Origin of the sequence: Anaerobacillus sp. 1_MG-2023 (assembly GCF_030547345.1) — a bacterium.
GTDB classification, from domain to species: domain Bacteria; phylum Bacillota; class Bacilli; order Bacillales; family Guptibacillaceae; genus Guptibacillus; species Guptibacillus hwajinpoensis_B.
Window position 1 is genome coordinate 1 of record NZ_JAUORD010000350.1, and the last position, 202, is coordinate 202.

The 202-nt window shown below is 55.0% G+C and carries 1 tRNA gene; it reads right to left on the bottom strand.

Annotated features, from left to right (window positions below):
* Positions 1–2: 2 nt before the first annotated feature.
* Positions 3–75, bottom strand: a tRNA-Ala gene (locus tag Q4550_RS24410).
* Between the last annotated feature and the right edge of the window lie 127 nt (positions 76–202).

Here is a 202-nt window from a genome sequence, read left to right on the forward strand (position 1 = left end):
GGTGGAGCCTAGCGGGATCGAACCGCTGACCTCCTGCGTGCAAGGCAGGCGCTCTCCCAGCTGAGCTAAGGCCCCAAATGATCCAAATGGCATTCAACCAAGAGGAATAAATCGAATCAACAAAACTTTTATGGTGGGCCTGAGTGGACTCGAACCACCGACCTCACGCTTATCAGGCGTGCGCTCTAACCAGCTGAGCTAC